Source organism: Streptomyces murinus (assembly GCF_002154555.1).
Taxonomy (GTDB): domain Bacteria; phylum Actinomycetota; class Actinomycetes; order Streptomycetales; family Streptomycetaceae; genus Streptomyces; species Streptomyces murinus.
In genome coordinates this window covers 1-3,375 of the sequence record NZ_MUNF01000223.1, presented here as the reverse complement: position 1 = coordinate 3,375, position 3,375 = coordinate 1, and the positions used below count along the sequence as shown (strand labels likewise).

Sequence of the window (3,375 nt, the reverse complement as noted above, 5' to 3'; positions counted from 1 at the left end):
ACAGGATCAAACTCTCCGTGAATGTTTACTCGGCCGAAAAATAATTCAGCCGGTGCACACGTTGGAGAGCGGAACGGTCGGAGGAATAGTCCGACCGTTCACAGCGTCCTCGCTGTGTTTATTTCAAAGGAACCACGTCCCGGTCGTGATGACCGGAGACGGGGTATCAACATATCTGGCGTTGACTTTTGGCACGCTGTTGAGTTCTCAAGGAACGGTCGCTTCCTTTGTACTCACCCTCTCGGGCTTTCCTCCGGGCTTCCCTTCGGTGTTTCCGACTCTATCAGATCTTTCCGATCCGATTTCCTCGGTGCTTTCCAGGTTCTCGCTCTCGCGTTTCCCTTGCGGCGAACCAAACTTTATCAGAAGTTCTCGGGGGGTCTGACCGCCCTCCGGGGCCCGCCCTCCGGTGCCCACCGGGGCTGGAGCCGGCCCGGGCCCCCGTGATGGAGTGGCCGCGCCGGAGGAGGGGGTTCATATGTGTGTCTCGTCGAGCGAGGCCGCGTTCTCGGGGACGGTGCTCTACTGCGGGCGGCAGCGGCATCCCGAGCACGGGCTGATCCATGTGGTCGGGTACCAGAACACCGTCGTGAATCTGGCGGACGGGCCGAACGCCATGCTGCTTCATCTGCCCACCCGCCGGCTCAGGCCGGAGCAGTTCCTCGCGGTCGGCGGGGACGGCGACGTGCTGGGGCGGATGGTCGACGCCGTCACGGCATCGGAGGCCGTGCGCGGCGGCATCGACTGGATGGGCGCCGAGGACGAGCCGGTCGTGCGGGTGTTTGAGCATGACATCTATACCGTCCTGCTCGCCGACGACCCCACGCTCATCCCCACCGCGCTGCATCGCGTGCCCTGGAAGCGCAGGCCGCGGATCAAGCCGGAGCTGCTCCTCTTCTACGCGGAGCACTTCCCGGCGCACGCGGTGGCGCTGTGCTGCTTCGACAACGCCGATGCGCGGCGGGCCAAGCCGCTGCTCCTCTGGTACCCGCCGAACGACCCCGACCAGCTGGTCGTACCGGCGCTCGACAGCCACAGCGGAGGAGCGCCGGAGCTGGATGCCGTCGTACCGGTCGATCACTGGGTGCTGTTCTCCAGTGATGAGGCGGGAGACGAGTGGGGCGCGGCCGTCGAGTATCCGAGGCGGATGCGGCACGGGCTGCGGGGGTTTCTGCCCGACCGGGTCGTGGGGCGGTACTACGGCGGAGGGGAGACGTTGGGCAACGGGGATTTCGGGATCGGGCACCGGGAGCTGCTCGCCGGGGAGCTCGACCGGATCGAGCGGCGCGGGCCGTAGCGGGGCATGGATCGCAGGCCGTAGCCGGGCATGGATGAGGGAGCCGGCTCGCGGGGAGCCGGCTCGTGGAGAGCGAGGGGTCGGTCAGTCGCCGTCTTCGAAGTAGGCGTCCAGGACCGCGTCCAGCTGGTCGTCCCATTCCTTGAAGCGGGAGCGGGACGCGGCCTCGATCTCGATCGGGTACCAGCGGCGGTCCGGGGTGTGCACCGTGATGGTGTAGCGCTTGCCGAAGCGGGGGGACTCCGACTCCACCGCGGCGATCTCGGCCCACTGGAACTCGCAGGCCTCCTCGTCCAGGCTGAGGCGGACGCCCTTGTGGTCGGCCACTATCCGGGCGCGGCGGTCGGCGGCCTCGAAGACCGGGCCGTCGGCGGGTGCCGCGGGCTCGTCCTCGTCCGTGTCGCCTTCCTCGGCCTTCTCGGTGGCCTTCGGATCCGCGGATTCGCCGGACTCCGACGGCTCTGCGGACTCGTCCGGCGCCTCGGCCTCCGGTTCCTTCGGCTCTCCCGGCTCCTCCTGCTTCGCCAAGGGCGTCGCCGGGGCCGTGATGCCCGGGATGAAGGCCGGGTCGAAGCCGGCGCCCGCCACGGGCTCGGCCTTCACCGCTTCCGCCTTCAACGCTTCGGTGTTCAACGGATTGCTGCCTGATCCTATGCGCTGCTCCACGGCGGCAGTATGGACGACTTCCCTGTGCCGGAACCAGTCAGCCCGCGCGTCGCGCCGGCAACTTACGCCGCTCCAGGGGAATCGAGCACGGCGAGCGCGTCGATCTCGATCAGCAGACCGGGCGGAAGGCCGACGTAGACCGTCGTACGGGCGGCGGGCGGCTGGGTGAGGGCCTGGGCCTCGAAGTAGGCGTTGTAGAGGTCGTTCATCTCGGCGAAGTGGTCCACGTCCGTGAGGTAGACGCGGAGCATCATCACGTCGTCCCAGCCGGCGCCGCCCTCCTCCAGGATCGACCTGACGTTGTCGAGGGTCTGGAGCGTCTGCTCTCGCAGGGTGGGGCCGACCGGGGTCGGGGGCTTGCCCTCCTCGGCGGGCAGGAAGCCGACCTGGCCGGCGACCTGGAGGATGTTGCCCTTGCGCACCCCGTGCGAGAACTTCGCGGGCGGGGTGGTGTGGGTCTTCGGGGTCAGGGCGATCTTTTCCATCGGGCCGGTCCTTTAGGGAGGTTACGAGCGGTACGGGTGTTACGGGTGTTCCGTCACCGGTGTTCTACCGGAGTACTCCGCGCTGATCGCATCGGCCGTGCGGCGGACCAGTGGGAGGAGGGCGAGGAGTTCGTCGGCCGTGACGACCACGTTCGGGGCGGACACCGACATCGCGGCGGCCACCCGGCCCTCGGCGCCGCGGATGGGGGCGGCGACGCAGTTGATGGACTCCTCGTGGCCGCCGAGGTCGGTGGCCCAGCCCTGTTCACGGACCTTGGCCAGTTCCCGGAGGTAGGCGTCGGCGTTCGGGGTCGAACGGGGGGTGTACGAGGGGTAGTCGAGCTTCTCCGCGACGGCGCGGCGTTCGGGTTCGGAGAGGTCGGCGAGGAGGAGCTTCGCGACGGCGGCCACGGTGAGGGCGACCGGCCTGCCGATGCGGGAGTACATGCGCACCGGGTAGCGGCTGTCGACCTTGTCGATGTAGAGGACCTCGGGGTCGTCGTACACGGCGAGGTGGACGGTGTGGCCGCACTGTTCGTTCAGGCGTACGAGGTGGGGGTGGGCGATCTCGCGGACGTCCAGGTTCTCCATCGCCTCCTGGGCGAGGGCGAAGAGGCGGGCGCCGAGGCGGTAACGGTGGTCGGACTGGCGGTAGACCAGGCCGTGTTCGTGCAGGGTGCGCAGGAGCCGCAGGGCGGTGGACTTGTGGACGCCGAGGCGGTCGGCGACCCGGCCGAGGTCGGCGGGGCCCTCGGCGAGCAGCGGCAGGATGCTCAGGGCGCGGTCGACGGTCTGACTCATGGGGTGTTGGCCTCCTCGGGGGCCCGCGCCCACGCCGACCACCTCGTGGCCCTGGACGACGCCGCATGGGGAAGACTGCGACTCGCCCCCGGCTGGACGCAGACCGCGCGGGCCCCCGAGGAGGCC

4 protein-coding genes are annotated in these 3,375 nt (G+C 69.1%); 1 reads left to right on the top strand and 3 read right to left on the bottom strand.

Annotated features, from left to right (window positions below; genetic code table 11):
• The first annotated feature begins 478 nt into the window (after positions 1 to 478).
• Entirely contained in the window at positions 479 to 1,297 is an 819-nt protein-coding gene (locus CCN72_RS15320; RefSeq protein ID WP_086807997.1) for a hypothetical protein, read from the top strand.
• An 84-nt stretch (positions 1,298 to 1,381) separates the two neighbouring features.
• Here CCN72_RS15320 and CCN72_RS15315 read toward each other — a convergent pair whose 3' ends face one another.
• From CCN72_RS15315 to CCN72_RS15305, 3 genes are all read right to left on the bottom strand, one after another.
• Positions 1,382 to 1,963, bottom strand: coding sequence for a hypothetical protein (locus CCN72_RS15315; protein ID WP_341868880.1), 582 nt, complete (start codon positions 1,961 to 1,963; stop codon positions 1,382 to 1,384).
• A 62-nt stretch (positions 1,964 to 2,025) separates the two neighbouring features.
• Positions 2,026 to 2,448 carry a RidA family protein gene (locus CCN72_RS15310; protein ID WP_037664705.1) on the bottom strand — a complete coding sequence of 141 codons (423 nt, stop codon included), beginning with the start codon at positions 2,446 to 2,448 and terminating at the stop codon, positions 2,026 to 2,028.
• Between the two features lie 39 nt (positions 2,449 to 2,487).
• The gene (locus CCN72_RS15305) at positions 2,488 to 3,249 is read right to left on the bottom strand and encodes an IclR family transcriptional regulator (protein ID WP_086807995.1); all 762 of its coding nucleotides are present in this window, start codon (positions 3,247 to 3,249) and stop codon (positions 2,488 to 2,490) included.
• Positions 3,250 to 3,375: the final 126 nt, after the last annotated feature.

What these genes read in the sequence shown, in the direction of transcription:
- CCN72_RS15305 (WP_086807995.1), bottom strand. Translation starts at nt 3,249, where the DNA reads ATGAGTCAGACCGTCGACCGCGCCCTGAGCATCCTGCCGCTGCTCGCC.
- CCN72_RS15320 (WP_086807997.1), top strand. Translation starts at nt 479, where the DNA reads ATGTGTGTCTCGTCGAGCGAGGCCGCGTTCTCGGGGACGGTGCTCTAC.
- CCN72_RS15310 (WP_037664705.1), bottom strand. Translation starts at nt 2,448, where the DNA reads ATGGAAAAGATCGCCCTGACCCCGAAGACCCACACCACCCCGCCCGCG.